Genomic DNA, 26,801 nt, shown 5'->3' on the forward strand with positions numbered 1-26,801 from the left:
AAGGCAGGCCATGCCCACGGAATCCACCCACGGAGACATCCACACCGGGGACGTCTCCGGCACCTTCATCGTCGGTGACGACAACCACGTGACGAACACGACGCTTCAGCCCGAGCAGACGCAGACGCAGACGCAGACGCAGACGGAGAGGCAGCCGCGGCAGCAGAGCTCGGCGGAGGACCAGGCAGCCGTCTTCGCGGTCCAGGACGGCACCATGCACGTCACGTACAACGCCGCAGCCGAGCGTAAGGCGGAAGCAGAACGCTGAGAAACGCCGCGTGCCCCGGCCGACGACCGGCCGGGGCACGCACCCTGCGGTCCGCTCAGTCCTTGGCGGCCAGCAACTCCAGGTCCTGAGCACTCAGCGTCGCCGTCTTCAGCAGTTCCCTGATCAGGTTGACGCTGAGTGTCGAGCCGACCGGCTCGCCGACCTCGTCGCGCAGCAGTCCGCGCACGCCCCGGCGGTGCAGCCGTTCGCGCACGTCCTCGACCGCGTTGGCGACCGACTTGTAGGTCCAGGACTTGGTCGCGTAGGGGGAAGCGTTGACCAGCCGGGCCGTGTCCTCCCAGGCCAGCGGGAGCGGGAAGGCGTCGTGGCCCTCCAGGTAGCGCCGGGCGAGCGCGGTGAGCACCAGCCGCTCCTGCGGGGAGAGTTCGTAGACCGTCTCGGGATCCACGGTCTCCGCACCGCTGGTGGAGCGGGGGTGCCGGTCGTCCTCGTCCACGACGCGGACCTCCACCAGGTGGGAACGCCGCTTCGACGAGTTGATCACCAGCGGGGTGTACCCGGACTCGATGAGCCGCTTGTGGCCGGTGAGCATCAGCACGCCGTCGGGCAGCTCGACCGGCAGGTTGCCGGTGTTGAGCAGCCACCAGTCGCCGTCCGTGCCCGTGCAGGTGAACACGCCGTGCCGACGGCTGACGGTCGGGTCGTCGACACCGACCGGCACATGCACGTCCTCGCGGTCGCGCCCGAACAGCAGCGTGTACCGGCGCGGCGGCACCGCGTACCCGCCCTCCGGGCCCAGTACGAAGATCGTCCCCGGCGGTGCCGAGGGCACTCTGTCGGAGGGGCTGCCCGGCGGCAGCATCTGGGGTGGGAAATTTCCGTACGCCATATCGCATACCTCCGGCTCGGATCGCGTCAGTGTATGAGCGCACCCCGAGGACCGGTCCTCCCGCACATAGGGCACGGCCGCTGTCAACTCGCATTGCAGGGCCCTGACTTGTTGGATAGCCTGCCCGCCGTGAGCGCGAGCGGCCGGGGAACTGCTGATGGTGAATAGCACGATCGCGGAACCGCTCGGCCCGGACGATCCGCAGGAGATCGGCAGCTTCAACATCATCGGCCTGCTCGGCATCGGCGGCATGGGCGAGGTCTACCTCGGGGTGTCCGACAAGGGCTACGCCGCCGTCAAACGCGTCCGGTCACGGTTGGTCTCCAGCGAGCGCTTCGAACGCGAGGTCGGCATCCTCTACCGGGTGCCGGCCGGGGTCGGGCCGCGGGTGCTGGCGAGCGACGGTACGGCGGAACGCCCCTGGTTCGCCACCGAGTACGTACCCGGACTCACCGTGGACGAGGCGGTCCGGCTACGCGGCCCGCTGCCCACCGAGGCGCTGTGGCTGCTGCTGGCCGAGGCAGCCGCCCAGCTGTCGGCCGTGCACGCGTGCGGGATCGCGCACCGCGACGTCAAGCCCGGCAACATCATGCTGGTGCGTGACGGTGTGAAACTCATCGACTTCGGCATCGCGCGCGCCGCGGACCAGGCGAGGCTCACCAAGAGCGGTGGCAGCTACGGAACGCAGGGATTCTCGGCACCGGAACAGCAGGCCGGGGACGAGGACGTGGCCGCGCCCGCGGACGTCTACTCGCTCGGGGCACTCCTGCTCTTCGCGGCCTCGGGCCGCACGCCCGGCGTCGTCCCCGACGTCGAGCCCCTGCGCGCCGTGGACGCCGGCCTCGCCGTCGTCGTCGAGTCCTGCCTCGCGACCGGCCCCGGAGCCCGCCCCACCGCCGGCGAGGTGGCGGAGGCGGCCCGCGCGCACCCGCCCGTTCCGCCTCCCTCCTGGCCTTCCGAGGTCATGTCCCGCATCGCCTCGCGACGTGCCTTCGCCGCGACGCCGGTCGGCAAGCTGGACACCGTCCCGCCGCCGGACCCGGCTGCGGATCCGGAGCCCGGGACCGTGCCCCCGTCCGCCGCGTCACCCACCCACTCACGAAAACGCCTGCTCCTGCTCTCGACCGCCGCAGTGATCATCATCGGCGCCGTCGCAGCGTTCGTACTCACCCCGTCCGATTCCCCGCGGAAGGGCGTTGCGCAGCCGTCCGGCAGCGCGTCGGCCACCGTCGAGTCCGCGGCCGGGACGGCACACAAGTCCTCCGCGAGCCCGAGCCGTTCGGCCTCGCCCACCGCCAGGTCCGCGCGCCCGACCCCGGACGTCCCGGCCGGCACGGACACCGCCGTCCCACCGAGCGCGTCCGGCACGAGTTCGCCCTCCGGCACCGTCGCGACCGCCGCGTCCTCCGCACCCGCCGAACATCTCACCTCGTCGTCGATCAGCGGTGTCAACGGCAGCGACGACCCGGCACAGGTCAAGGGCTCCGAGGCGGACACCTCCTGGGTCGGCAACGACGCCGCCTGCTCCGCCTGGCTGGACGACAACGGCTCCGGCGAGCTCGCGGGCGTGCTCAACACCTCCCTGAACCAGAGCTGCGGCGCCGAGCTCTACCGCAACGACGGCATCGCGTACACGTTCCAAGCCTCCTGGGGCGCCGCCAAGACGAGTTTCGTCTCGGACGTCGGCCACACGATGTGGATCTGCGTCTGGAACGCGAGCGACCGATCCGACGAGCAGTGCTCCGCCCGTTTCGGCATGAACGGCGACACCCCCGTCAAGCAGTGAGCCCCTCCCCTCAGCACTCGAAGTGTTCACCGCCGGACCGCCCCGGGCCGTCTCCTCATGCCTTCAACCGCACCGGCGACGAAACGCGTCCGGGCGAGCGTCCACCGCTGTGCCAGACACAGGCCGACTTCGTCGACCCCCGCCCCCCCGTGCGACCTGCGGCGGCCCCGAGCCGACCGCGAACATCTCGGCGGCCTGGAACCGCACTCGCTCCCGCCCGGCCCGCTTCGCTGGAAGCGCCCGGTCCCCTTGCTGACGACGTCCGCCGGTTTTCCGCTCCCTTCGGTAGGAGGGGGTTCGCCGCGCGGAGCACGGTCTCACCGCCGGCAGGCACCGCATCACGCTGCCGCGATATTGCAGAGAAGTCTCTGCAGAGGATGCGCTGTAACCTACGCTGTCGGACTGAACACCGCCGGCTTCCGTGACGATCCTGACACCCGAGGCGCGTTCGCGGTCTACCTGCATGAACTGGTCCAGCAGTACTTCAGCCGTGTCATGACGTACGTCGGCGAGGACTGGGACGACACATGGCGGAACGCCGGCACCGTCTCGGACTGGTGTGACCTGCGGCTGACACCGGACCAGTTGAAGGCGCTCAACGCGGAACTGATGGCCGTAGTCGCTCGCCACACTCCTGCCCCGGACGCCGAGCCCGGCCCGGGCGCGCTCCCTGTCGTCGTGCAACTCCAGTCCTTTCCCCGTAAGGAGCAGGTGATCGCATGAGCCAGGATGCCCCCGGCGGTCTCCTGCGTCGCCACCGCGATTTCCGACTGCTGTGGTGCGGTGAGACCACAGGCAAGTACGGCGCGGCCGTCACCGGGGTGGCGATGCCGCTGATCGCCGTCTCCACCCTGAATGCCAGCACGTTCGAGGTCGGCCTGCTGACCTCCGCCACCTGGGCTCCTTGGCTGCTCATCGGTCTGCCAGTCGGTGTCTGGGTGGACCGGCTGCGGCGCAGACCGATCATGCTGACCGCTGCTGCTGTCTCCCTCGTGCTTTTCGCCTGTGTCCCGGTCATCGCATGGCGGGGCTGGCTGAGCATGGGGCTGCTGCTGGCGGTCGCACTGCTGGCGGGCACGGCGGCCGTGTTCTTCCAGACCGCCTACAGCGCTTATCTGCCCAGCATCCTGGACCCCGACGACCAGCCCGAGGGCAACGCCAAACTGCACGGCAGCGCGTCCGCCGCGCAGATTGCCGGGCTCGGCTCCGGCGGTTTGATCGCGCAAGCGGCAGGAGCTGTGAACGGGCTGTTCGCCAACGCGGCGACCTTCCTCGTCTCACTCCTGTGCCTGAGTGCCATCCGGCACCGTGAACCGCGCGTCACCAGGGCCGAACGCCGCCCCGAAGCACTGGTCAGCGAAGTCCGCGAGGGTCTGCGGCTGGTTGCGGGCGATCCCTGGTTCCGCGCCTTCACACTCTTCGGGGGTGCTTCCAACCTGGCCCTGATGGGATACCAGTCGATTCAGGTGGTCTTCCTGGTCCGCAGCGTCGGTCTGACCCCCGGGCTGGTCGGGACACTCATCGCGGGCACCAGTGCGGGAGGCGTGGCCGGGGCCTTTGCCGCCCGCCGGGTCGCCGACCGGATCGGCACGGCCCGCGCCACGTTGGTGTTCGAACTGGGAGTTCCCGCGATGGCTCTGCTCATGCCGTTGACCGTCGGCGGAGCCGGCATTCTGCTCTTCGTGACCGGCGGCTTCTGCGTCGCTGCGGGTGCCGTGGCCGGCAACGTCATCAAGGCCGGCTTCCAGCAACGCTATTGCCCTCCGGAGCTCCTCGGCCGTCTCACCGCGAGCACGGCGTTCCTCAGCTACGGGACGATTCCCCTCGGAGGGCTGCTCGGCGGCACGCTCGGAACCGTGCTGGGTGTCCGCGCCGCCATGGCGATCACCACAGCGGGGATCCCACTCGCCGCCCTGATCCTGTTCTTCTCCCCGATCCGCAGGTCCCGGGACCTGCCGACGTCCCGTCAGCAGGCAACAGACTCCGGACTCCTGCCGAACACCGACGGCGAGGCTGCGGCCCTGCCTCACCAGTGACCGGCGCCGGGCCGTTGCCGGTGCGCCGGTCTGCCAGGGAGTTTCCGCCGTGTGGGCAGAGCAGGCCCTGGCAGCGCTGAAAGGCAAGAACACCCTGGGCAGGGCCCAGCCCCTCAGCACTCGATGATGTTCACCGCCAGCCCGCCCCGGGCCGTCTCCTTGTACTTGACGCTCATGTCGGCGCCGGTGTCCTTCATGGTCTTGATGACCTTGTCCAGGGACACCTTGTGGGAGCCGTCGCCGCGCATGGCCATGCGGGCCGCGGTGACCGCCTTGACCGCGGCCATGCCGTTGCGCTCGATGCACGGGATCTGGACCAGACCGCCGACCGGGTCGCAGGTGAGGCCGAGGTTGTGCTCCATGCCGATCTCGGCCGCGTTCTCGACCTGTTCCGGGGAGCCGCCGAGGACCTCGGCGAGGGCGCCCGCCGCCATCGAGCAGGCCGAGCCGACCTCGCCCTGGCAGCCGACCTCGGCGCCCGAGATGGACGCGTTCTCCTTGAAGAGCATGCCGATCGCGCCGGCGGCGAGGAGGAAGCGGACCACCCCGTCCTCGTCGGCGCCGGGGACGAAGTTGACGTAGTAGTGCAGGACGGCGGGGATGATGCCGGCCGCGCCGTTCGTGGGCGCGGTCACCACCCGGCCGCCGGCCGCGTTCTCCTCGTTCACGGCCATCGCGTAGAGCGTGATCCACTCCATCGCGTGCGCCAACGGGTCGCCCTCGGCGCGCAGCTGGCGGGCGGTCACGGCGGCCCGCCGCTTCACCCGGAGCCCGCCCGGCAGGATGCCCTCACGGGACATGCCGCGGGACACGCACGCCCGCATCACCCGCCAGATGTCCAGCAGGCCCGCGCGGATCTCGTCCTCGGTGCGCCAGGCCCGCTCGTTCTCCAGCATCAGCGCGGAGATCGAGAGACCCGTCTCCTGCGTCAGGCGGAGCAGCTCGTCGCCGGTGCGGAAGGGGTACTTCAGGACGGTGTCGTCCAGCTTGATGCGGTCCGCGCCGACCGCCTCCTCGTCGACGACGAACCCGCCGCCGACCGAGTAGTACGTCTTGGCGAGGAGTTCCGCCCCGGACGCGTCGTACGCCCACACGGTCATGCCGTTCGCGTGGTACGGGAGTGTCTTGCGGCGGTGGAGTTTCAGGTCGCCGTCGAAGGAGAACGCGATCTCGTGCTCACCGAGCAGCGACAGGCGTCCCGTGCTCTTGATCGCCTCGATGCGGTCGTCCGCCGTCTCCACGTCCACCGTGCGCGGCGAGGCGCCCTCCAGGCCGAGCAGCACCGCCTTCGGGGTGCCGTGGCCGTGGCCGGTCGCGCCGAGGGAGCCGTACAGCTCGCAGCGTATCGACGTGACGGACTCCAACAGCCCCTCGTTGCGCAGCCGGCGGGCGAACATACGGGCCGCACGCATCGGGCCGACGGTGTGGGAGCTCGACGGGCCGATGCCGATCGAGAACAGGTCGAAGACCGAGATGGCCACGGGAACTCCTCGGGAAAGGGCGGGGGCACACGCCATCGGGTGCCCCCACCAGGGAACTACTTGTCGAGACCGGGGTACAGCGGGTGCTTGTCGGTCAGGGCCGTGACCCGGGCCTTCAGGGCCGCCGCGTCGTAGGACGGCTTCAGCGTCTCGGCGATCACGTCCGCGACCTCGGCGAAGTCCTCGGCCGTGAAGCCGCGGGTGGCCAGCGCCGGGGTGCCGATCCGCAGACCCGAGGTGACCATCGGCGGCCGCGGGTCGTTGGGGACGGCGTTGCGGTTGACCGTGATGCCGACCTCGTGGAGACGGTCCTCGGCCTGCTGCCCGTCCAGCTCGGACGCGCGCAGGTCCACGAGGATCAGGTGGACGTCCGTACCACCGGAGAGGACGTTCACGCCGGCCTCGCGGGCGTCGGCGGCGGTGAGGCGTTCCGCCAGGATGCGCGCACCCTCCACCGTACGACGCTGGCGCTCCTTGAAGTCCTCCGAGGCGGCGACCTTGAAGGAGACCGCCTTCGCCGCGATCACGTGCTCCAGGGGGCCGCCCTGGAAGCCCGGGAAGACGGACGAGTTCAGCTTCTTCGCGAAGTCCTTGCGGGCCAGGATGATGCCGCCGCGCGGGCCGCCCAGCGTCTTGTGGGTGGTGGAGGTGACCACGTCGGCGTACGGCACCGGGTTCTCGTGCAGACCGGCGGCCACCAGGCCGGCGAAGTGGGCCATGTCGACCCACAGGTACGCCTCGACCTCGTCGGCGATCCGGCGGAACTCCGCGAAGTCCAGCTGGCGCGGGTACGCCGACCAGCCCGCGATGATCACCTTCGGCCGGTGCTCCTTGGCGAGCCGCTCCACCTCGGCCATGTCGACCAGGCCGGAGTCGTCCACGTGGTAGGCCACGACATTGAACTGCTTGCCGGAGAAGTTCAGCCGCATGCCGTGGGTGAGGTGGCCGCCGTGCGCGAGGTCCAGACCCAGGATGGTGTCTCCGGGCTGGGCCAGCGCGAACAGGGCCGCCTGGTTGGCGGAGGCACCGGAGTGCGGCTGCACGTTGGCGTACTCGGCGCCGAACAGCTCCTTCACCCGGTCGATGGCGATCTGCTCGGTGACGTCGACGTGCTCGCAGCCGCCGTAGTAGCGGCGGCCCGGGTAGCCCTCGGCGTACTTGTTGGTGAGGACCGAGCCCTGCGCCTCCATGACCGCCAGCGGAGCGAAGTTCTCCGAGGCGATCATCTCCAGGGTGGACTGCTGGCGCGCCAGCTCGGCGTCGACCGCGGCGGCTACCTCGGGGTCGAGCTCGTGCAGGGGCGTGTTCAGAACGGACATCTGTTTCTACGACTCCTAGGCCGGGGTCTGCGGCGGCTCTCAGCCGGTGGTGAAGGCGGTGTACTCGTCGGCGGAGAGCAGGTCGCCCGGCTCGTCCGTGACGCGCACCTTGAACAGCCAGCCGCCCTCGAAGGGGGCCGAGTTCACCAGGGACGGGTCCTCGACGACGTCCTCGTTGACCGCGGTGATCTCACCGGTGACCGGCGCGTACAGGTCGGACACCGACTTGGTCGACTCCAGCTCGCCGCAGGAATCGCCCGCGGTCACCGTGTCGCCGACCGCCGGGAGCTGGACGAAGACGACGTCACCGAGCGCGTTGGCCGCGTGCTCCGTGATACCGACCGTCGCCACGCCGTCCTCGGCGGCCGTCAGCCACTCGTGCTCCTTGCTGTAACGCAGCTGCTGGGGGTTGCTCATGGCTTGAATTCTCCTGTACGCGAGGAAGTGCTGGTGAAGGGGGGAAGGCTGGAGACGTACGTGACCTGCGGGGATGTGCGCAGGGTCACGCCCGGTGGCTACTTCTGGCGCTTGTAGAACGGCAGCGCCACGACCTCGTACGGCTCGTGGCTGCCCCGGATGTCCACGCCGACGCCCGCCGTGCCCGGCGCCGAGTGCGCCGCGTCGACGTACGCCATGGCGATCGGGCGGCCCAGGGTGGGAGAGGGGGCACCGGAGGTGACCGCGCCGATCACCTCGCCGCCGGCGACGACCGGGTATCCGGCGCGGGGCACCCGGCGGCCCTCGGCGACCAGGCCGACCAGGACGCGCGGCGGGTTCTCGGCAGCGCGGGCGGCGGCCTCGGCGAGCGCCTCGCGGCCGACGAAGTCGCCCTCCTTCTCGAACTTCACCACCCGGCCGAGCCCGGCGTCGAAGGGGGTGAGCTCCGTGGTCAGCTCATGCCCGTACAGCGGCATGCCCGCCTCCAGGCGGAGGGTGTCCCGGCAGGACAGCCCGCAGGGGACCAGACCCACCGGGGAACCCGCCTCGGCCAGCGCCTGCCACAGCTCCACCGCGTGCTCCGGCTTCACGAACAGCTCGAAGCCGTCCTCGCCGGTGTAGCCGGTGCGCGCGATCAGCGCCGGGACGCCGGCGACGGTGCCGGGCAGGCCGGCGTAGTACTTCAGACCGTCCAGGTCCGCGTCGGTGAGCGACTTGAGGATCCCGGGCGACTCGGGGCCCTGTACGGCGATCAGCGCGTACGCGTCGCGGTCGTCGCGGACCTCGGCGTCGAACCCGGCGGAACGCTCCACGAGCGCGTCGAGGACGACCTGGGCGTTGGAGGCGTTGGCGACGACCAGGTACTCGGTCGCGGCGAGGCGGTAGACGATCAGGTCGTCCAGGATGCCGCCGTCGGCCCGGCAGATCATGGTGTAGCGGGCGCGGCCCACGCCGACGGAGGCGATGTTCCCCACCAGGGCGTGGTTCAGCAGGTCGGCCGCGCGCGGGCCGGTCACGGTGATCTCGCCCATGTGCGAGAGGTCGAAGAGCCCGGCCCTGGTCCGAACCGCGACGTGCTCGTCGCGCTCGGAGCCGTAGCGCAGGGGCATGTCCCAGCCGGCGAAGTCGGTCATGGTCGCACCGAGCGAGCGGTGCAGGGCGTCGAGCGCGGTGCGGCGGGGTGCGGCGGAATCGGTACTGCTCATCGGTCGGTCGTCTCCCAGAGGTCCCGAGGGCATGACAGGCGAGGGCTGTCCTCCCCATCTGTCATCGGAACCTGAGAGGTTCGCCCTGACCACGGACGTGATCACGGCTTGCACCTTGGGTGGGGCCACTGACACAGCGGCCCGCTTTTCAGATGTGCCTCGCCCGCGCGGTAACGGGGCCTGAGAGATTCAAGGGAGGGACTTGCTCCTTCGGCGCCCCAGCGAAGACGGCTGGGGACTCTCCCGCGCGGATTCAAACGGCCGGTATGCAGTTGGCGCGGACATCATTGCACGCCGCCCGGCCGCACGGCAGACCGGACCTGCCGCTCCCTCCGTCCTCCCTCTTTGTAGCCGGGCTGTTGCCGGACGCGCACGGAACCGCGAGAGACCGTGCATTACCTTCTCTTTACATTAACTGGGGAGAACCTTTCCTGAACCCCCAGGGAGGACGGTCACGGTGACAAGGACCACGGCATACGCGACGACGACGGGCCTAGCCCTGCCCCAGCAGCCGACGGCCCCGGCCCGCGAGCGGTGCGACGAGCTCCCCGCACCGGTCGTCCGCGACCTGCGCGACCGCGCCGGGCACAGCCCGCACGGCCTGCTCTTCGGCCCCCGTGACCTGGTGGTGGTCACCGGGCTGCCCGGCAGCGGCAAGTCCACCCTGATGCACCGCACCGTCCAGGGCATCCGTATCGACTCCCAGGACACCCGCGACCGCTGGGACGCCCGCCTGGCCCGGCTCCTGCCCTACGCCGTCTACCGCCCGCTGGTCCGCCTCGCCCACTACGCCGGGCTGCGCCGGGCCCTCGGCTCCGGCGAGGGCGTGGTCGTGCACGACTGCGGTACGCAGGCCTGGGTGCGCGACTGGCTGGCCCGGGAGGCCCGCCGCCGCGGCGGCACCCTGCACCTGCTCCTCCTGGACGTCACCGCCGGCACGGCACTGGACGGCCAGCGCGAGCGCGGCCGGGGCGTCTCCCGGTACGCCTTCCTGCGCCATCGCCGGGCGGCCGGCCGGCTGCTGCGCGCGGTGGAGAGGGGGAAGCTGCCCGAGGGCGTCGGCTCGGCGGTGCTCCTCGACCGGGACGCGGCGGACGAGTTGCGCGGCATCGGCTTCACCGGCTGAGAGGGCATGCCGATCAAAGCGGCTGATCAAATTCGCTACTCACATGACCTTGCGCGGCAAGATTCGATCTTCCGGTCCGAGTCCGAGAGACCTCACCTTGGGGTTTCGTGTGCAGGCGGTAGGCAGGTCAGCCGCTCCCCGGCCTCTGAGCCGGGGCGTGTCCGTCTGAGACGGCCAGGCCCAGGGCTGACCAGTTCGAGTCACCGGGAATGGAGGTGTTCGGTGGCTACGTTCCGTGCGGGTGAGCAGACCCACCCCGTCGTGCTTCCTCAGCGGCGGGCTCTGGAATCCACGGCCGCAGACACCCTGGGAGCAGGGACGAAACGGGTCGTGGACGCGCTGTGCGTCAGCACTGCGCAGCCGACACGGAACATGAGCGAGGGGAGACCGTGCGCACGTCACCTTCCGGCGTACGGCGACACCCCGAAGCGGTCGCCTTGGCGACTGCGGAGGGAGCAAGCGCCACCCGTGAGGGTGGCATCACAAACAGGAGTTCCACCCCGAGGGCGGCGGCCCCGTTGGTCGCCGTGCTGGACAGGCACGGGTGTCCCCTTATGCCCTGCCATCCCGCACGGGCCCGTAAGCTCCTGGCCGGTGGGCGGGCTGTAGTGGCGCGGCACACGCCGTTCGCCATCCACGTGAAGGACCGTACCGTGGGTGAGTCCGAGGTGTCCGGAGTGGCCCTTCGAATCGACCCCGGCAGCAGGGGAACCGGTATCGCCGTCAACCACGACGTTGTGGCCGGGGACGTTGATCCAGGAGAAAGCAGCACCACCCGTCGCGGGCTCTATGCCGTTGAGCTCTGTCACAGAGGCGCCCAGATCCGCAGGAGTATGGAACAGCGGGCGGCCTACCGGCGCAGGCGACGCAGTGCCAACCGGCGTTACCGCGCGCCACGGTTCGCCAACCGCACGCGCCCTCGCGGCTGGCTTCCTCCGTCCCTGCGGCATCGGGTGGACACTACTTTCAGCCACGTCATGCGGCTTGCCAACCTGTTCCCCGTCACCGAGCTCCACGTCGAGAAGGTTTCGTTTGACACACATGCTCTCGGCCTGGGCAAGGAATCACTCAACGGGGTCGAGTACCAACAGGGCACCCTCGCCGGTTTCGAAGCCCGTCAGTATCTGCTGGAGAAGTGGGGGCGCGCCTGCGCCTACTGCGGAGCGAGCGGGCTCCCGCTTCAGATCGACCACATCCAACCCAAGGGCAGGGGAGGCTCTGATCGCATCTCGAACCTGACGCTTGCCTGCGCTGCATGTAATCAGGCCAAGGCGGCTCGGCCCGTGGAAGAGTTCCCGGCGGAACAGCCGACTCGACTGGCGCGTATCGTCAACCAGACAAAGGCGCCGCTGAGAGACGCGGCCGCCGTGAACGCGACCCGCTGGCAGCTATGGGACGAACTTGCGCGAATCGGGCTGCCTGCAGCGGCCTGGTCGGGTGGCCGTACCAAGTACAACCGCACCACCCAGGGCCTGGCGAAGTCGCATACGCTGGACGCTTTGGCCGTCGGGGAACTCGACGGCGGCACACGTATCGTCAGATACCCGCACACCGTGCTGGTCACCGCAGCGACCGGACGTGGCTGCTATGCCCGAACACGCCCTGACAAGTTCGGTTTCCCGCGGCTCCGGTTGCCCCGGCGTAAACAGCACTTCGGCTTCGCCACCGGCGATCTGGTACGTGCCGTTGTCCCGCGCGGCAAGTTCGCGGGGAAGTACACCGGGCGGGTGGCGGTACGTGCTTCAGGTACGCATCGCATCGCCGTCCCCGGCGGATACGCGGACGTTCGCCACAAGTATCTCCGTCTCCTCCAGAGGGGCGACGGATATGGCTACAGCACAAGGGGGGAGACGCGGAGCTGAAGAACTCCCGAGGCCACAGCGGTACGCCCCGGTCGCGTGCGGCAGCTATAGGATTTTGTTCCGGCCTCGGGATCGAAGCATCGCGTGAGAAGAAGAGTCAATGGACATACCGGCACAGGCACACCCCCACCCGCACGGCGGGTGGCCCGGCAACGAACTGGAGGAGGTCCTGTCGGCCTCCCTCGGCGTGCCCGCGGCGGCGGGCCGGCTCATCGAGGTACTGGGCCGCAGTTTCCTCTGGATCCCGCTGCCGGAGGGCGGCGGCCCGCACAGCGGCCCGCTGGACCTGCCCACCACGCAGATCGAGGGCCAGGCGTACGTGCCGGTCTTCAGCTCCGAGGAGCAGTTCCGCCTGGCGGCCGGCTCCCACCTGTCGTACACGATCGCCCCGGCCGTCGAGTTCGCCCGCGGCCTGCCCCCGCAGATCGGCATCGCCGTGAACCCCGGGGGAGTGGTCGGTGTCCCGCTGCCGCCGGAGGCGGTCGCCCAGCTCTGCCGCACCGGCCGCACCGAACTGGACGGCCCCGCCTCGGGCGGCCGGGTCCGCCTCTTCGAACCGGACTGGCAGGACGACCCGATGGACTTCCTGGCCGCGGCGTCGGCGGAGTTCGCGGCGATCGGCGTGGTCGCCACGGCCCGCCGCTGCCTGGCCGCGGTCGAGACGGCGGACCCGGTGATGTTCGTGGGGGTCGAACTCTCCCAGTGGGAGGGCGACCTGCGGGCCGCGCCCCTGGAGGCGCTGGGCAAGGCGCTGGGCCAGGTTCCGGTGAAGTGGCCGGTCAACCTCGTCCTCCTCGACGTGGCGGACGACCCGGTGGGCCACTGGATGCGCGAGAACGTGCGCCCCTTCTATCAGTACGGCCACTGAAAGCGCCCCGAAAGGGGCGCGGGGCCGGGGCGATGTGCGGCTCTGCCGCGTGGGCGCGAAGGACCACCACGAACGCGCACCCGCGCACGGACAATCGGCCCCCGCCCCCTGGGCGCATAAGCTGTCTCCAAACGCGGGGCGGCCCTCCATACGCGGGGCACCAGATGAAGGGGCGGTAACACGTGAGCGCCAGCGGCACCGCGGCGACCGGACAGGTCGAGCACATGCTGCGCCAGGTAACCCCCGGGCGCTACGACGCCTACGAGGCACTCCTCCGCGCCCTCGCCACGCCCTCCTCCGGCCAGATCTGGATGCTGCTCTGGCACGGCCAGGCCGGGTCCCCCGACGCCCAGTACGGGAACATGGAGGTCGACGGCCACGGCTACGCCCCCTGCGTGACCTCGGCCCAGGAACTCTCCGCGAGCGGCTGGAACCGCTCGTACGAGGTGGTCGACGGCGTCGACGTGGCCCGCACCCTCTACCCCGACCACTTCGGCCTCTGGCTCAACCCGCACGCCCCGGGCGGCGGCGTCGGCATCCCCTGGCTGGACCTGCGCCGTATCGCCACCGGCCTGGACCGCCAGCCGGCCGGCCCGCTGCGGCTCGCCGAACCGGCGATCGAGGTCCCGCAGTTCTACGCGCTGCTCACGCAGAACGCCCACCGCACCCCCGCGGTCCGCTCGCTGCGCCGCGCCTGGGTGCAGCCGGCCCTCGGGGCGCCGTATCTCGCGATCGGCCTGGACGTGTACGACACCTCGCCGCCGGCCGTGGACTCGGTGCGGGCGATGATGCAGCAGTCGATCGGGGCGGTGCCGGACGGGCTGCCGGTGTCGACGGTGGCGATGACCGACGAGTACGACCCGGTCGTGATGTGGATGCGGGCGACGGCACGGCCGTTCTACGACCGCGAGGCGCACGCGGCGCTGCCGCCGGCGCCTGCGGCGGGGTACGGGTACCCGCCCGCGCCCAGCGCCTTCTGACAGCACTGTGCCCGCCTCTCGCGCGAGAGGCGGGCACAGTGCTCTGTCATGCGGCGACCGTCACCGGGTCACGGTTTCGGCGCGCACGCGTGCTTCGAGATGCATGTGGAGTGGAAAAGCTTCGCGGTGACGGCGTGGGAAACGCCGTAGTCCTTGTCGACGACGACCTTGCAGTTCGCGCCGTAGTGCGCTTTCTCGATGTGGAACTTCTGGAATTCCACCTTGGGTGTCACGTAGCCGTAACGCTTTCCCGGCACACTGAGGTCGTGCTCCACCGAGATTCCCTTGGTGTTCGACTTGAGCACGTTGTACTTGACGTCCCCCGAAATCTCGACCAAGGCAATCTTTACGCTGAGACCGCCGCCGTAGGTCCAGCCGGAAGTCCGCGACGTGGTAACGCTGAAGGTGTACTTGGGCGTCGCGGCCTTCGTGCTGTCGTTGTACTCACCCACGGTGCCACCCGACGACTGGTAGTACCGGCCGCCCACCTCGTCGATGTCGTAGAAGTGCCCGGTGCCGCAGTTGGTCGGGTGCACTTCGGAGGCGGACGCCGGCATTGCGAAAGCGGCGCCGACCAGAATTGCCGCGGTGGCCGCGGCGCGGCCGGTCAATCAGAAAACAAGGGGTTGACTTTCGTTCCTCAAGGAACCTTCAATTCTATTTTGCGGAACGTCGGCTCCGGACGGCGAATGCCTCGGATGTCTATCCTGTGAGCAGGGCAGGAATCGCTCACGGTCGAGCAGGGTGGGGCAAGAGCGCGGCGTGCTGTGATCCGGGTCACCCGCTCGCCGGTGATGGTTCAATGGCGTGGTCCGGCCCAGGGGGTCTCTGCGCGTAGATGAGGGGCTTTGGTGGGTTGATGTGGCGACTTGTCACCTTTGCCCCCCGTCCGGCAGGCGTTACCCGTCGTTCGGATAACGAAACACCTTGCTCGTATCACGGTTGCGCATCCATTCACCGCCAACTCTGGTAACCGGTCGCCGCAGCGTTGAAGACTCGCGCTCCAAGGGGTGTTCATCCCTGCCCAGGAGAGAGTGATCATGCCGCTACCAGCGGCAAGTGCAAGCCGGCTACCGCCGGTTGAGAGGGGTCCCTGCCAGATGACGGCACCATTGCACGAGCCGACCGCGGAAGCGGCCCCGAGCGCGGCCGAAGAAGCGGCGGTTGCCACCGCCGGCGACAAGGCCGTGCAGGGACGTTCCCTGGGCCGGATCGCCTGGGAGCGCCTCAAGCGCGACAAACTCGCCCTCTCGGGCGGCGTCGTGGTGCTCCTCCTCGTCCTGGTCGCCGTTCTCGCCCCAATGATCGCCAACCTGGTCGGGCAGGACCCGGACACCTTCCACGAGAGCCTGATCGACCCTCTGTTCGGCACCCCCAAGGGGTCGTTGGGCGGTATCAGCGGCGACCACCTGCTGGGCGTCGAGCCCGTCAACGGCCGTGACATCTTCGCGCGGATCCTCTACGGCTCCCGGATCTCGCTCCTCGTCGGTTTCCTGTCTGCGATCGTCGCCGTCATCCTCGGCACCGTCCTCGGTATCCTGGCCGGCTTCTTCGGCGGCTGGGTCGACTCGGCGATCAGCCGCGTCATGGACGGTCTGCTGGCCTTCCCGCAGCTGCTCTTCATCATCGCGCTGGTCTCCGTGATGCCGAACGACATGCTGGGCCTGAGCGGGTCCAGCGTGCGTGTGTTCGTGATGATCCTGGTCATCGGCTTCTTCGGCTGGCCGTACATCGGACGCGTGGTGCGCGGACAGACCCTCTCGATGCGTGAGCGCGAGTACGTCGAGGCCGCCCGATCGCTGGGCGCCGGGCGCTTCTACATCCTGTTCAAGGAGCTGCTGCCCAACCTGGTCGCGCCGATCATCGTCTACACGACGATGATGATCCCCACCAACATCCTCACCGAGGCGGCACTCAGCTTCCTGGGCGTGGGCGTCAAGCCCCCCACGTCCTCCTGGGGGCAGATGCTCTCCACCGCGATCGACTACTACGACTCGGACCCCATGTACATGGTCGTCCCCGGCGTGGCGATCTTCATCACCGTTCTGGCCTTCAACCTCTTCGGCGACGGCGTGCGGGACGCGCTGGACCCGAAGGCTTCCCGCTGAACCGCATTGCCCCAAGCGTCCCGTGCCATCTACACGGGGTCTCTCATCAAATCCGGAGGATCCGAGATCGTGACTACCCAACGCACCTCAGGGCGGCGTAGGCAGGCGTTTGCCGCTGCTGCCGCGGTCGCCGGCATGCTGGCCTTGGCAGCGTGCGGCGGCGGCAACAGCAGCGACGACGGCGGTTCGAAGACCGGTGCTGCTGGCTTCGACGCGGCGAACAACAAGGTCGCCCAGGCCTCGCTGGTCAAGAAGGGCGGCGAGCTGAAGTTCGTCTCCGCCCAGGACGCCGACTTCTGGGACACCACGCGCGGTTACTACGGCTTCATGTGGGACTTCTCGCGGTACTACAGCCGTCAGCTGCTCACCTTCAAGACCGAGCCGGGTGCCGCGGGCGCCGAGCTCACGCCCGACCTCTCCACCGACATGGGTCAGGTCTCGGCCGACGGCAAGACCTACACGTTCCACCTGCGTGACGGGATCACCTGGGAGGACGGCAAGGCCATCACCTCCCAGGACATCAAGTACGGCATAGAGCGGGTCTGGGCGCAGGACGTGCTGTCCGGCGGTCCGATCTACCTCCAGCAGATGCTCGACCCGAACAACACCTACAAGGGTCCCTACAAGGACACCTCGAAGGACAAGCTCGGCCTGAAGGCGATCTCCACGCCCGACGCCAAGACGATCGTCTTCCACCTGCCCAAGGCGAACTCGGACTTCAAGCAGGTCCTCGCCATGGTCACGGCGTCCCCGGTCCGCCAGGACAAGGACACCAAGGCGAAGTACACGCTGCACCCGTTCTCCTCCGGCCCGTACAAGTTCGAGTCGTACAGCCCGGGCAAGAAGCTGGTGCTGGTGCGCAACACCAACTGGAAGGCGTCGTCCGACCCGGTGCGCAAGGCGTACCCGGACAAGATCTCGCTGACCATCTCCTCGAACCAGTCCGACATGGACCAGCGTCTGATCAACGGCGACTACGACATCGACGCCGGCCAGACGGGTCTGGGTCCGCAGGGCCGCACCATCGCCCTGAAGGAGCACAAGGCCAACCTGGACAACCCGATCTCCGGCTTCATCCGCTACGCGGTCTTCCCGCAGAGCGTCAAGCCGTTCGACAACATCGAGTGCCGCAAGGCCGTCATCTACGCGGCCGACCACGTGTCGCTGCAGACCGCGCGCGGTGGCCCGATCGCCGGTGGTGACATCGGCACCAACATGCTCCCGCCCGCCATCGCCGGCGGCGAGGGCCAGAAGTACGACCCGTACGGGATCTCCGGTGCCAACAAGACCGGCAACGACGACCTGGCCAAGAAGGCGCTGAAGGCCTGCGGTCAGCCGAACGGCTTCAAGACCACCATCGCCGTCCGTAACAACAAGCAGCAGGAGGTGGCCACGGCCACGTCCCTGCAGGCGGCGCTGAAGAAGGTCGGCATCCAGGCCGACATCTACCAGTACGACGGTTCGCAGAGCTCCGGCATCATCGGCTCCCCCTCGAACGTCGCGAAGAAGAAGCTCGGCATCATCATCATGGGCTGGGGTGCGGACTTCCCGACCGTCCAGGGCTACGGCGCCCCGCTGTGGGACAGCAGCTACATCCTGCAGAGCGGTAACAACAACTTCGCCCTGATCAAGGACAAGACGATCGACGGGCTGTTCGACCAGTACAACACCGCGCAGGACGAGTCGAAGAAGACGCAGATCGCCACGGACATCAACCACAAGGTCACCGAGGGCGCGTACTACCTGCCCTTCACCTTCGAGCGACTCCTGAACTGGCGCTCCTCGCGTATCGCCAACGTGTACACGACGAACGCGTACAGCGGCTACTACGACTTCGTCAACATCGGTCTGAAGTCCACGAAGTAATCCCGGCACACCCGCCGTACGGCACGAAAGGCAGGTGAAGGCCGGCGCGGCGGGACCGTGGGCCACCGGAAGACCTCCGGTGGCCTGCGGCCCCGCGGCGGGCCGTTAGCTGTGCTCGCTTACCTCATCAGGCGGCTGTTCGCCGCCGCAGTGATGCTGGTGGTCATCATCCTGGTGGTCTTCAGCATCTTCTTCCTCGTCCCCAAGTGGGCGGGCGTGGACATCGCCACGAGCTTCGTGGGCAAGCAGGCCGACCCTCACGCCGTCGCGGCGGTGCGGGAGAAGCTGGGTCTGAGCGATCCGATCTTCGTGCAGGTCTGGCACTTCTTCAAGGGCATCTTCGTGGGCCGCACCTACGCGGCCGGCGGTGACGTCACCCACTGTGCCGCGCCGTGCTTCGGCTACTCCTTCCGTAGCGAGCAGGCCGTCTGGCCGGTGCTGACCGACCGCTTCCCGGTGACCCTGGGTCTCGCGCTCGGTGCCGCCGTGCTGTGGCTGGTCTTCGGTGTCGCGGCGGGTGTGCTCTCCGCGCTCAAGCGGGGCAGCATCTGGGACCGGACGGCCATGGTGGTCGCGCTCGGCGGCGTGTCCCTGCCCATCTACTTCACAGGTCTGCTCTCGCTGGCGGTCTTCAGTTACGGGTTGAACTGGATCAACGGCCAATACGTGCCACTGGACCAGAGCTTCTCCGGCTGGCTCGGCGGCATGATCCTGCCCTGGATCACCCTTGCCTTCCTCTACGCCGCCATGTACGCCCGCATCACCCGCGCCACCATGCTGGAGATCCTCGGCGAGGACTACATCCGCACGGCACGCGCGAAGGGCCTCAAGGAACAGGTCGTCATCGGCAAGCACGCCATGCGCTCCACGATGACGCCGATCCTGACCATGCTCGGCATGGACCTCGGTGCTCTCATCGGCGGCGCCATCCTGACCGAGACGACGTTCAGCCTTCCCGGCCTCGGCCAGGCGGTGCTCACGGCCATCAAGAACCAGGACCTGCCCATCATCCTGGGCGTCACCCTGATCACTTCTCTCGCGGTGCTGATCGCCAACCTCGTGGTGGACATCCTGTATGCCGTGATCGACCCCCGAGTGAGGCTCTCATGACGGATCTGAGCAAGAGCGGAGCGGCCGTGGGCGAACCCACGAGCACGTCGCCCGTTCCGACGGCCTTCCTGGAAGTGCGCGACCTGAAGGTGCACTTCCCGACCGACGACGGTCTGGTCAAGTCCGTCGACGGGCTCTCCTTCCAGTTGGAGAAGGGCAAGACCCTCGGCATCGTGGGCGAGTCGGGTTCCGGCAAGTCGGTGACCTCGCTCGGCATCATGGGCCTGCACACCGCCGGCCAGTACGGCAAGCGCAAGGCGCAGATCTCCGGCGAGATCTGGCTGGACGGCACCGAGTTGCTGAGCAGCCCGCCGGATGAGGTGCGCAAGCTCCGCGGCCGGCAGATGTCGATGATCTTCCAGGACCCGCTGTCCGCGCTGCACCCGTACTACACGATCGGCCAGCAGATCGTGGAGGCGTACCGCATCCACCACGCCGTCGACAAGAAGGCCGCCAAGCGGCGCGCTGTCGAGATGCTCGACCGGGTGGGTATTCCCCAGCCGGACAAGCGGGTGGACAGTTACCCGCACGAGTTCTCCGGCGGTATGCGCCAGCGAGCGATGATCGCGATGTCGCTCGTCAACAACCCTGAACTGCTCATCGCGGACGAGCCGACGACCGCCCTGGACGTGACCGTCCAGGCGCAGATCCTCGACCTGATCCGGGACCTGCAGAAGGAGTTCGGCTCCGCGGTCATCATCATCACCCACGACCTGGGCGTCGTCGCCGAACTCGCGGACGACCTCCTGGTGATGTACGGCGGTCGCTGTGTGGAGCGTGGCCCGGCCGAGAAGGTGTTCTACGAGCCCCGGCACCCCTACACCTGGGGTCTGCTCGGCTCCATGCCGCGCCTCGACCGTGAGCAGACGGAGCGCCTGATCCCGGTGAAGGGTTCCCCGCCCTCGCTGATCAACATCCCGTCCGGCTGCGCCTTCAACCCGCGCTGCCCGTACGCGGACGTTCCCAAGGACAACGTCACCCGCACGGTCCGTCCGGAGCTGACCGAGGTCGGCAGCCGGCACTGGGCCGCCTGCCACATGACGCAGGAGCAGCGGGAGCGGATCTGGACCGAAGAGATTGCGCCGAAGCTGTGAGCGAGAACCCCAAGGACACCGCAGTGACCATCCCTGCGCAGAGCGACGGCGCCGCCTCCGCCACGGGCACCGCCCAGGGCGAGATCCTGCTCAAGGTGACCGGGCTCCAGAAGCACTTCCCGATCAAGAAGGGCCTGCTCCAGCGGCAGGTCGGCGCCGTACACGCGGTCGACGGACTCGACTTCGAGGTCAAGGCCGGTGAGACCCTCGGTGTCGTGGGCGAGTCCGGCTGCGGCAAGTCGACGATGGGCCGGCTGATCACCCGGCTGCTCGAACCGACCGGCGGCACGGTCGAGTTCCAGGGCCGGGACGTCACGCACCTCGGGGTCGGTGGGATGCGACCACTGCGCCGCGACGTGCAGATGATCTTCCAGGACCCGTACTCCTCGCTTAACCCGCGCCACACCATCGGCACGATCGTCGGGGCCCCCTTCCGGCTCCAGGGCGTGACGCCGGAGGGCGGGATCAAGAAGGAGGTGCAGCGGCTGCTGTCGGTGGTCGGCCTCAACCCCGAGCACTACAACCGCTACCCGCACGAGTTCTCCGGCGGCCAGCGCCAGCGCATCGGCATCGCGCGGGCCCTGGCGCTGAAGCCGAAGCTGGTGGTGGCCGACGAGCCCGTGTCCGCCCTGGACGTCTCGATCCAGGCGCAGGTCGTGAACCTCATGGACGACCTCCAGGAGGAGCTGGGCCTGACCTACGTGATCATCGCCCACGACCTCTCCGTCGTCCGGCACGTCTCGGACCGCATCGCCGTGATGTACCTCGGCAAGATCGTCGAACTCGCCGACCGGGACTCGCTGTACAAGGCGCCGATGCACCCGTACACCAAGGCGCTGATGTCGGCGGTGCCGATCCCGGACCCGAAGCGCCGGGGCCAGAAGAGCGAGCGCATCCTGCTCCAGGGCGATGTGCCGTCGCCGATCTCGCCGCCCTCGGGCTGCCGCTTCCACACGCGTTGCTGGAAGGCGACGGAGATCTGCAAGACGACCGAGCCGCCGCTCCTCGAACTCCGGCCGGGCCAGCAGGTCGCCTGCCACCACCCGGAGAACTTCGCCGACCAGGCCCCGCAGGACACGGTCCTGCTGACCGCGGCGAAGGAGGCCTCGCAGCTGGTGGGCGAGGCGGTCCTGGAAGAGTCGGCGGAGACGTCCGCGGCGGTGGCGGCGGAGGTCGCGGAGGCTTCCTCCGAGGCCGACACCGAAGTCGCCGACGACGTCCGGGACTCGGAGGCCGACGAGGTCGCTGAGGAACCGGCGTCCGCCGACTCCACAGGCGAGTCACAGAAGTCACAGGAGTCAACCGACAAGTAGCGCATGACACGACTTTGCAAAGTCATGTACATGCCTTAACGGGAGGGCGCAGAGTCGACCGTGTCCGTCTACTGACCGGCACGCTCGAAAGGGACGACTGATGCGCCTCTCCCGTTCGGCACGTCTGGCGGCCGTCGCAACCGCGGCGGCCGCCTCCTTTGTCATCGCGGCCGCCCCCGCCCCCACCCCGGGTGCCGACGGCGTCGGCGACCCCTACTTCCCGCAGCTCGGCAACGGCGGCTTCGACGCCCGCCACTACGACCTCGACGTGGCCTACGCCCCGGACACCGGCCGCCTGGACGGCCGTACCACCCTCACCGCCCGGGCCACCCAGAACCTCTCCGCCTTCGACCTCGACCTCCAGAAGCTGGAGGTCACCCGGGTCGAAGTGAACGGCAGACGCGCCCAGTTCACCCGTACCGGCGACGAGATCACCGTCACCCCGCGGGACCCGCTCGCCAAGGGCCGCGACTTCACCGTCTCCGTCACCTACGGCGGGATACCCGAGCCCCTCAACGGCCCCATCGTCTTCGGCTCCGACTACGGCTGGATGAAGACCGCCGACGGCGTCTTCGTCGCCTGCGAGCCCAACGCCGCCTCCACCTGGTTCCCGTCCAGCGACCACCCCGCCGACAAGGCCACCTACGACATCCGGATCAAGGCGCCCGAGGGCCTGACCGGGGTCTCCAACGGCCGGCTGGTCTCGACGTACGACAAGGGCGGCTCGACGTACGCGCACTGGCGCGAGTCCAAGCCGATGGCGACCTACCTCGCGACCGCCACCATCGGGAAGTTCGACGTGCAGACCGGGAAGACCCCCTCCGGCATCCCCATCTACGTCGCCATCGACCCGGTTCTCGCCAACAGCAACAACGTGGACGTGTACGCCGTCACGGCCGCCGCCACCGACTACTGGTCGCAGGTCTTCGGGCCCTACCCCTTCGAGGAGACCGGGGCCATCGTCGACGACATGCCGGAGGCCGGGTTCTCGCTGGAGGTGCAGAGCAAGCCGGCCTACTCGGCGGTGCGCAACGAGTCGACGATCGTGCACGAGCTGGCCCACCAGTGGTTCGGCGACTCGGTGAGCGTGGCGCAGTGGAAGGACATCTGGCTCAACGAGGGCTTCGCCACCTACGCCCAGTGGCTGTGGGCGGAGCACCAGGGGACCCGCTCCGCACACGACTCCTTCCTCGCGGGCTACAACGCCCGGGCCGCCGACAACCCCTTCTGGCAGATCACCGTCGCCGACCCGCAGCGCGACACCATGTTCGCCTCGGCCGTCTACCAGCGCGGCGCGATGACCCTGCAGATGCTGCGCGAACGCATCGGCGACACGGCGTTCTTCAAGCTGCTCCCGGCCTGGACGAAGCTGCACCGCTACGGCAACGCCGACACCGCCGACTTCATCCGCCTCGCCGAGAAGGTCAGCGGTCAGCAGCTCGACGACCTGTTCCAGACCTGGCTGTTCACCACAGGGAAACCTGCCCTGTAGGCCTGGGTTTGTAAGGCTCATGCACCCTGACAGGACACAATGTCAGGGTGCAGCTCCAGCAACTCTTCTCACCCTCCGTCCAGCACACGCTCGACGTCATCGGCATCTTCGTGTTCGCCATCTCCGGTGCGCTGCTGGCCGTCCGCAAGAACTTCGACGTCTTCGGCATCGGCGTGCTCGCCGAGGTCACCGCACTGGGCGGGGGCATCTTCCGGGACGTGATCATCGGCGCGGTGCCCCCGGCCGCCTTCACGGACCTGGGGTACTTCATCACCCCGCTGATCGCCGCCCTGGTGGTGTTCTTCCTGCATCCGCACGTCGAGCGGATCCAGTCGGCGGTCCTGGTCTTCGACGCGGCCGGCCTCGGCCTGTTCGCGGTCAGCGGCACGACGAAGGCGTACTCCTACGGCCTCAACCTCACCGCCTCCGCCGCCCTGGGCCTGGCCACCGCGGTCGGCGGCGGTGTGCTCCGGGACGTGCTCGCCAACGAGGTTCCCTCGCTGCTGCGCTGGGACCGCGACCTGTACGCGGTCCCGGCGATCGTCGGGGCGACGACGGTGGTGCTGTGCATCCGCTACGACGCGCTGAACCCGTTCACCAGCGGGCTCGCGGTCGTCACCGCTTTCGTACTGCGCCTGCTCGCGATGCGGTACCACTGGCGAGCGCCGCGTGCGTGGAACCGGCGCTCGACGGTTCGGGAGGAGTAGTCCCGGCCCTGACGTGGCTCTGGCCCATGTTGACCGTGAGCCACTCGAAGACCTCCGGCACCTGGGGCCGCCACAGCGCCATGTTGTGGCCGCCCGCGCTGCGCGGCAGGAACACCACGTGCACGGTGGTCGGTGCCTTGGCGATCTGTTCCAGCGCCACACCGGCCTGGTAGCCGTCGCCGGACTCGCCGGACATGTAGAGGGCGATCCGGGGCGGGGCGGCCGCCTTCCGCAGCAGCAGGTAGGGGTTGTTCTGCTCGCGCAGGGCCACGCTCTGCGCGGCGAGCGAGTTGCGTTCGCCGATCGGGTCGTTGTAGCCGGACAGGCTCACCGCGGCCCGGTAGCGGTCCGGGTGGGCGACGGCCAGCTTGACCGCGCAGTGCGCGCCCGCCGAGTAGCCGGCCACGGACCAGTTCGCGGGGGCGGCCGCGGCACGGAAGTTGTCGGTCACCATCTTCGGCACGTCGATGCTGAGCCAGCTGTCCGCGTTCACCGTGCCCGGGATGTTGGCGCAGCCGGTGTCCACGCCGGCCAGCAGGTTGGTGCGCGGCGCGACCAGGATGAAGGGCGCGACCTTGCCGCTCTTCATCAGCGGCTCCAGCTGCTCGGTCACCTTCAGTGAACCGAACCAGGCCTTGGCCGAGCCGGGGTAGCCGGGCAGCAGCTCCACGACCGGGAAGCGGTGGTTCTTGTACTTCGGTTCGTGGTACTGGGGCGGCAGCCAGACGTAGACCTCGGCGTTGACGCCCGAGACCCGGCCCTTGAGCTGGGTGACCTCGACCCCGCCTGCCGCGCGCATGCCCGGTCCGTCGGCCGCCGTGAAGGTCTGCCTCACCTTGGGCAACTGTTTCAGCGCTATGCCGCCGGTGCCGTCCTGGCCGAGGTTGGCGGCCTGCTGGACGTGGTTGCCGGTGCCGAGGAGGTCGGCCCAGTTGTCGTACAGGCTGTTCTCGTTGTTGACCAGCACGAAGATCAGCGTCACCGCCGTGGCCTGTGCGAACAGCAGCATCAGGACCCGGGCCGCGGCACGCACGGCCTTCGGCCCCCGCATCCTCGACCACAGGACGAGCGGCAGTATGAGGGCGACCACGGACAGGACGATGGTCGTGTAGAGGAACGGAGTCCCGGTGAGGCTCATGTCCCCATAGAGGGGAATTGCGGGCTCCGGGTTACGGACGTGTCCGGACACTTACCTAGAAATTGCCGGAACCTCACTCGGCAGAGGGATCCCTTACCGGTGGGACGCCGACGGGGCGCCGGCCGGGCCGCTGGTGCGTGGATCACAAAAGCTACCGCTTAGTAATCGACTCTTGTACTGTTCAGACATGCCTGAAGCAGCATCCATGCGGGCCGTGATCGGTGACAGCGAGTTCGACCGCGACACCGCGGTCACCCGGCGCGCTCCCGGGGTCTACGACATCGACCTCTCGGCCGGCTGGACCATCATCAACGCCGTGAACGGCGGCTACCTCCTTGCCGTGCTCGGCCGGGCGCTCGCGGACACGCTGCCGCACCCGGACCCGTTCACCGTCTCCGCGCACTACCTGACCGCTTCCCAGCCGGGCCCGGCCGTGATCCGCACGGACACCGTCCGCACCGGCCGCACCCTCTCCACCGGCCAGGCCTCGCTCTTCCAGTACGACGACGAGGGCAACGAGGTCGAACGCATCCGCGTCCTCGCCTCCTACGGCGACCTCACCGCCCTCCCCGACGACGTCCGTACGACGGCGACCCCGCCCGCCTTCCCGTCCATGGACCAGTGCTTCGGCCCGGAGGACGGTCCGGCCCCGGTCGACGGCAGCTCCGCCATCACCGAGCGCCTGATGCTCAAGCTGGACCCCGCCACCCTCGGCTGGGCCCTCGGCGCCCCCTCCGGCAAGGGCGAGATGCGCTCCTGGTTCGGCCTCGCGGACGGCCGTGACGCCGACCCGCTCTCCCTCCTGCTGGCGGTGGACGCGCTGCCGCCCACCGCGTTCGAGATCGGTCTCAGGGGCTGGGTCCCCACGGTCGAGCTGACCGTCCACGTCCGCCACCGCCCCGCCCCGGGCCCGCTGCGCGTCTCCATCACCACCCGCAATCTGGCCGGCGGCTTCCTGGAGGAGGACGCCGAGGTCTGGGACAGCGCGGACCGGCTGGTCGCCCAGTCCCGCCAACTGGCCCGGGTCCGCCTCGGCTGAACCCGGCCGGCGCGTCCCGGTTTCGACGGCCAGAACCCCGTTCTGTCACGGGCGTGTACCAGCGAGTAGGCGCCTGCTCGGAGCGAACTGCCAGGTCAGCGCAGCCTCTTGGGGATTGCTTTACCTCTTTGACAGGCGGCGAACAGTGGGGGCCCAAGAATGCCTTAAGCGCCGTTGATTGAGTGCCACTCCTCAGGACTCCCTCATCCTCAATGGAGTTGTCTCTCATGAAGCGTGTACGTCTCGTCCCCGCCGTGGCTCTGCTCGCGCTGTCCCCGCTGCTGCTGACCGCGTGCGGCGGATCGGGCGACTCGTCGTCGTCCGGCAGCGGCAACTCCGGCCAGCAGAGCTGTCAGCAGCCCACCGGCAACGCCTCGGCCCGGCCGAGCGGCGCGCCGACCGGCAACGCCTCGGGCGCTCCGAGCGGCGCCCCGACGGGTGCTCCGACCGGCAACGCCTCGGGCATGCCCAGCGGTGGTCCGGGCGCCGGCGGCCAGGGCGGCCCCGGCGGCGGGATGGGCGGCTGCGGCGGCGGCCAGGGCGGTCCCGGCGCCGGTGGCGCGGCGCCCAGCGGGGCGCCGACCGCGCAGTCGACGAAGAGCTGACCGCAGAGGTCGTACGACAGGGGCGGGGGGGCCGCGGGGCCACCCGCGACCCCCCCCCCCCCAACTTAAACAAAACCAAGAACAAACACACCAACCACACCCACTACAAC

The 26,801-nt window shown here is 69.1% G+C and carries 24 protein-coding genes and 1 riboswitch; of the genes, 17 read left to right on the plus strand and 7 right to left on the minus strand.

Annotated elements, in window-relative coordinates; all coding sequences use genetic code 11:
- Nucleotides 1-10 precede the first annotated feature (10 nt).
- Complete coding sequence (locus ACFWPS_RS33280) at nt 11-268, plus strand: hypothetical protein (RefSeq protein WP_383711879.1); 258 nt, start codon at nt 11-13, stop codon at nt 266-268.
- A gap of 55 nt (nt 269-323) precedes the next feature.
- Here the strand turns inward: ACFWPS_RS33280 and ACFWPS_RS33285 are convergent, their stop codons facing one another.
- Nucleotides 324-1,118: an FHA domain-containing protein gene (locus tag ACFWPS_RS33285; RefSeq protein ID WP_383711882.1), complete on the minus strand. Its 795-nt coding sequence runs from the start codon at nt 1,116-1,118 to the stop codon at nt 324-326.
- A gap of 157 nt (nt 1,119-1,275) precedes the next feature.
- On the opposite strand from ACFWPS_RS33285, the gene ACFWPS_RS33290 reads away from it, so the two are divergent.
- From ACFWPS_RS33290 to ACFWPS_RS33300, 3 genes are all read left to right on the plus strand, one after another.
- Nucleotides 1,276-2,904: a protein kinase gene (locus tag ACFWPS_RS33290; RefSeq protein ID WP_383711886.1), complete on the plus strand. Its 1,629-nt coding sequence runs from the start codon at nt 1,276-1,278 to the stop codon at nt 2,902-2,904.
- Nucleotides 2,905-3,399: 495 nt separating this feature from the next.
- Nucleotides 3,400-3,627, plus strand: coding sequence for a hypothetical protein (locus ACFWPS_RS33295; RefSeq protein WP_383711888.1), 228 nt, complete (start codon nt 3,400-3,402; stop codon nt 3,625-3,627).
- A complete protein-coding gene (locus ACFWPS_RS33300) occupies nt 3,624-4,940 on the plus strand; it encodes an MFS transporter (RefSeq protein ID WP_383711891.1) in 1,317 nt (438 codons plus the stop codon). Before ACFWPS_RS33295 ends, ACFWPS_RS33300 begins: the two co-directional genes overlap by 4 nt.
- A gap of 113 nt (nt 4,941-5,053) precedes the next feature.
- Here the strand turns inward: ACFWPS_RS33300 and ACFWPS_RS33305 are convergent, their stop codons facing one another.
- From ACFWPS_RS33305 to gcvT, 4 genes are all read right to left on the minus strand, one after another.
- Nucleotides 5,054-6,421 carry an L-serine ammonia-lyase gene (locus ACFWPS_RS33305; RefSeq protein ID WP_383711894.1) on the minus strand — a complete coding sequence of 456 codons (1,368 nt, stop codon included), beginning with the start codon at nt 6,419-6,421 and terminating at the stop codon, nt 5,054-5,056.
- A gap of 56 nt (nt 6,422-6,477) precedes the next feature.
- On the minus strand, nt 6,478-7,740 hold the full coding sequence (glyA, locus tag ACFWPS_RS33310) for a serine hydroxymethyltransferase (protein ID WP_383711897.1): 1,263 nt from the start codon (nt 7,738-7,740) through the stop codon (nt 6,478-6,480).
- A 39-nt stretch (nt 7,741-7,779) separates the two neighbouring features.
- A complete protein-coding gene (gcvH, locus tag ACFWPS_RS33315; protein ID WP_383711900.1) occupies nt 7,780-8,157 on the minus strand; it encodes a glycine cleavage system protein GcvH in 378 nt (125 codons plus the stop codon).
- Between the two features lie 98 nt (nt 8,158-8,255).
- The gene (gene gcvT, locus ACFWPS_RS33320) at nt 8,256-9,383 is read right to left on the minus strand and encodes a glycine cleavage system aminomethyltransferase GcvT (protein ID WP_383711903.1); all 1,128 of its coding nucleotides are present in this window, start codon (nt 9,381-9,383) and stop codon (nt 8,256-8,258) included.
- A gap of 158 nt (nt 9,384-9,541) precedes the next feature.
- Nucleotides 9,542-9,639, minus strand: a riboswitch (glycine riboswitch).
- A 201-nt stretch (nt 9,640-9,840) separates the two neighbouring features.
- Here gcvT and ACFWPS_RS33325 point away from each other — a divergent pair.
- From ACFWPS_RS33325 to ACFWPS_RS33340, 4 genes are all read left to right on the plus strand, one after another.
- The gene (locus ACFWPS_RS33325) at nt 9,841-10,509 is read left to right on the plus strand and encodes an AAA family ATPase (protein ID WP_383711905.1); all 669 of its coding nucleotides are present in this window, start codon (nt 9,841-9,843) and stop codon (nt 10,507-10,509) included.
- 527 nt (nt 10,510-11,036) lie between these two features.
- Complete coding sequence (iscB, locus tag ACFWPS_RS33330) at nt 11,037-12,371, plus strand: RNA-guided endonuclease IscB (RefSeq protein ID WP_383711940.1); 1,335 nt, start codon at nt 11,037-11,039, stop codon at nt 12,369-12,371.
- Nucleotides 12,372-12,471: 100 nt separating this feature from the next.
- Nucleotides 12,472-13,239 carry an enhanced serine sensitivity protein SseB gene (locus tag ACFWPS_RS33335; protein ID WP_383711908.1) on the plus strand — a complete coding sequence of 256 codons (768 nt, stop codon included), beginning with the start codon at nt 12,472-12,474 and terminating at the stop codon, nt 13,237-13,239.
- A 182-nt stretch (nt 13,240-13,421) separates the two neighbouring features.
- Nucleotides 13,422-14,219: an enhanced serine sensitivity protein SseB C-terminal domain-containing protein gene (locus ACFWPS_RS33340; RefSeq protein ID WP_383711910.1), complete on the plus strand. Its 798-nt coding sequence runs from the start codon at nt 13,422-13,424 to the stop codon at nt 14,217-14,219.
- A 68-nt stretch (nt 14,220-14,287) separates the two neighbouring features.
- Here ACFWPS_RS33340 and ACFWPS_RS33345 read toward each other — a convergent pair whose 3' ends face one another.
- Entirely contained in the window at nt 14,288-14,830 is a 543-nt protein-coding gene (locus tag ACFWPS_RS33345) for a hypothetical protein (protein ID WP_383711913.1), read from the minus strand.
- Between the two features lie 489 nt (nt 14,831-15,319).
- Here ACFWPS_RS33345 and ACFWPS_RS33350 point away from each other — a divergent pair, with 489 nt between their 5' ends.
- The 7 genes from ACFWPS_RS33350 to ACFWPS_RS33380 all read left to right on the plus strand — a co-directional run bounded on the left by ACFWPS_RS33350 (nt 15,320) and on the right by ACFWPS_RS33380 (nt 23,909).
- Nucleotides 15,320-16,327 (plus strand): ABC transporter permease, encoded by a 1,008-nt coding sequence (locus ACFWPS_RS33350; protein ID WP_383711915.1) that lies wholly within the window; start codon nt 15,320-15,322, stop codon nt 16,325-16,327.
- Nucleotides 16,328-16,396: 69 nt separating this feature from the next.
- Nucleotides 16,397-18,193 (plus strand): ABC transporter substrate-binding protein, encoded by a 1,797-nt coding sequence (locus ACFWPS_RS33355; RefSeq protein ID WP_383711918.1) that lies wholly within the window; start codon nt 16,397-16,399, stop codon nt 18,191-18,193.
- 111 nt (nt 18,194-18,304) lie between these two features.
- Nucleotides 18,305-19,303: an ABC transporter permease gene (locus ACFWPS_RS33360; protein WP_383711921.1), complete on the plus strand. Its 999-nt coding sequence runs from the start codon at nt 18,305-18,307 to the stop codon at nt 19,301-19,303.
- The gene (locus tag ACFWPS_RS33365; RefSeq protein ID WP_383711923.1) at nt 19,300-20,397 is read left to right on the plus strand and encodes an ABC transporter ATP-binding protein; all 1,098 of its coding nucleotides are present in this window, start codon (nt 19,300-19,302) and stop codon (nt 20,395-20,397) included. The genes ACFWPS_RS33360 and ACFWPS_RS33365 overlap by 4 nt, the downstream gene beginning before the upstream one ends.
- A gap of 23 nt (nt 20,398-20,420) precedes the next feature.
- Nucleotides 20,421-21,710 (plus strand): ABC transporter ATP-binding protein, encoded by a 1,290-nt coding sequence (locus ACFWPS_RS33370; RefSeq protein ID WP_383711926.1) that lies wholly within the window; start codon nt 20,421-20,423, stop codon nt 21,708-21,710.
- 100 nt (nt 21,711-21,810) lie between these two features.
- A complete protein-coding gene (locus tag ACFWPS_RS33375) occupies nt 21,811-23,202 on the plus strand; it encodes a M1 family metallopeptidase (RefSeq protein WP_383711929.1) in 1,392 nt (463 codons plus the stop codon).
- Nucleotides 23,203-23,249: 47 nt separating this feature from the next.
- Nucleotides 23,250-23,909 carry a trimeric intracellular cation channel family protein gene (locus ACFWPS_RS33380; protein WP_383711931.1) on the plus strand — a complete coding sequence of 220 codons (660 nt, stop codon included), beginning with the start codon at nt 23,250-23,252 and terminating at the stop codon, nt 23,907-23,909.
- Here the strand turns inward: ACFWPS_RS33380 and ACFWPS_RS33385 are convergent.
- Nucleotides 23,818-25,047, minus strand: a complete 1,230-nt coding sequence (locus ACFWPS_RS33385; protein ID WP_383711933.1) for an alpha/beta hydrolase — start codon at nt 25,045-25,047, stop codon at nt 23,818-23,820. The two genes, ACFWPS_RS33380 and ACFWPS_RS33385, sit on opposite strands and share 92 nt — an antisense overlap.
- A 187-nt stretch (nt 25,048-25,234) precedes the next feature.
- Between ACFWPS_RS33385 and ACFWPS_RS33390 the strand changes: the two genes are divergently transcribed.
- The gene (locus ACFWPS_RS33390; protein ID WP_383711935.1) at nt 25,235-26,086 is read left to right on the plus strand and encodes a thioesterase family protein; all 852 of its coding nucleotides are present in this window, start codon (nt 25,235-25,237) and stop codon (nt 26,084-26,086) included.
- A gap of 227 nt (nt 26,087-26,313) precedes the next feature.
- Nucleotides 26,314-26,691 carry a hypothetical protein gene (locus ACFWPS_RS33395; protein ID WP_383711937.1) on the plus strand — a complete coding sequence of 126 codons (378 nt, stop codon included), beginning with the start codon at nt 26,314-26,316 and terminating at the stop codon, nt 26,689-26,691.
- Nucleotides 26,692-26,801 lie beyond the last annotated feature (110 nt).

The organism is Streptomyces sp. NPDC058457, assembly GCF_042720695.1.
Lineage (GTDB): Bacteria > Actinomycetota > Actinomycetes > Streptomycetales > Streptomycetaceae > Streptomyces.

Excerpts from the sequence above, each read along its gene's own strand:
- ACFWPS_RS33280 (WP_383711879.1), top strand. The coding sequence starts at position 11 with ATGCCCACGGAATCCACCCACGGAGACATCCACACCGGGGACGTCTCC.
- ACFWPS_RS33285 (WP_383711882.1), bottom strand. The coding sequence starts at position 1,118 with ATGGCGTACGGAAATTTCCCACCCCAGATGCTGCCGCCGGGCAGCCCC.
- ACFWPS_RS33290 (WP_383711886.1), top strand. The coding sequence starts at position 1,276 with ATGGTGAATAGCACGATCGCGGAACCGCTCGGCCCGGACGATCCGCAG.
- ACFWPS_RS33295 (WP_383711888.1), top strand. The coding sequence starts at position 3,400 with ATGACGTACGTCGGCGAGGACTGGGACGACACATGGCGGAACGCCGGC.
- ACFWPS_RS33300 (WP_383711891.1), top strand. The coding sequence starts at position 3,624 with ATGAGCCAGGATGCCCCCGGCGGTCTCCTGCGTCGCCACCGCGATTTC.
- glyA (WP_383711897.1), bottom strand. The coding sequence starts at position 7,740 with ATGTCCGTTCTGAACACGCCCCTGCACGAGCTCGACCCCGAGGTAGCC.
- gcvH (WP_383711900.1), bottom strand. The coding sequence starts at position 8,157 with ATGAGCAACCCCCAGCAGCTGCGTTACAGCAAGGAGCACGAGTGGCTG.
- gcvT (WP_383711903.1), bottom strand. The coding sequence starts at position 9,383 with ATGAGCAGTACCGATTCCGCCGCACCCCGCCGCACCGCGCTCGACGCC.
- ACFWPS_RS33335 (WP_383711908.1), top strand. The coding sequence starts at position 12,472 with ATGGACATACCGGCACAGGCACACCCCCACCCGCACGGCGGGTGGCCC.
- ACFWPS_RS33350 (WP_383711915.1), top strand. The coding sequence starts at position 15,320 with ATGACGGCACCATTGCACGAGCCGACCGCGGAAGCGGCCCCGAGCGCG.
- ACFWPS_RS33365 (WP_383711923.1), top strand. The coding sequence starts at position 19,300 with ATGACGGATCTGAGCAAGAGCGGAGCGGCCGTGGGCGAACCCACGAGC.
- ACFWPS_RS33375 (WP_383711929.1), top strand. The coding sequence starts at position 21,811 with ATGCGCCTCTCCCGTTCGGCACGTCTGGCGGCCGTCGCAACCGCGGCG.
- ACFWPS_RS33385 (WP_383711933.1), bottom strand. The coding sequence starts at position 25,047 with ATGAGCCTCACCGGGACTCCGTTCCTCTACACGACCATCGTCCTGTCC.
- ACFWPS_RS33390 (WP_383711935.1), top strand. The coding sequence starts at position 25,235 with ATGCCTGAAGCAGCATCCATGCGGGCCGTGATCGGTGACAGCGAGTTC.
- ACFWPS_RS33395 (WP_383711937.1), top strand. The coding sequence starts at position 26,314 with ATGAAGCGTGTACGTCTCGTCCCCGCCGTGGCTCTGCTCGCGCTGTCC.